1 protein-coding gene is annotated in these 559 nt (G+C 57.2%); it reads left to right on the plus strand.

What is annotated here, in order from left to right; all coding sequences use genetic code 11:
- A partial coding sequence (locus tag AB1462_RS31560) for an ABC transporter substrate-binding protein (RefSeq protein WP_367248998.1) occupies positions 1–559 on the plus strand: 559 nt, incomplete at both ends.

The following is a 559-nucleotide window of genomic DNA, read 5'->3' on the forward strand; positions in this document are numbered from 1 at the left end:
TTTGAACGCCGATGTGCGTCGCGCTTTGTCCTTGTCGATCAACCGTGAAGCGCTGGTCGATCGCATCATGGACGGACAGGGTCTGCCAGCCGGTCAGCTCGTGCCGGAAGGCTATTTCGGCTACGATCCGAACATCAAGGTCGATCCGTACGATCCGGCAAAGGCAAAGGAATTGCTGGCCAAAGCGGGATATCCCGATGGCTTCAATCTGACTTTCCATGCCTCCAATGACCGTTATCCGAACGATTCAAAGATCGCACAGGCAATCGGGCAGTTCTTCAACCGTGCGGGCGTCAAGACGGAAGTCTCCACACTGCCGGGAAGCGTTTATTTCTCGCGCGCTTCCAATCTCGAATTCAGCTTCATCATGGGTGGTGCTGCCGTAGAAACCGGCGAAGCCTCTGGCGTTCTCGGACCTATCCTCGAAACTTTCGGCGACAAGGCCGGTCAGGGAAATCGCGGACGCTACTCCAATGCGGAGTTCGACAAGATGCTTGGTGAGGCGCGGTCCACGCTGGACGACGCCAAGCGTGAGCAGCTTCTTCGCTCGGCCACCGAA

Origin of the sequence: Pseudomonas sp. SB113, from assembly GCF_040754745.1 — a bacterium.
In the GTDB taxonomy this organism is placed as follows: domain Bacteria; phylum Pseudomonadota; class Gammaproteobacteria; order Pseudomonadales; family Pseudomonadaceae; genus Aquipseudomonas; species Aquipseudomonas grimontii.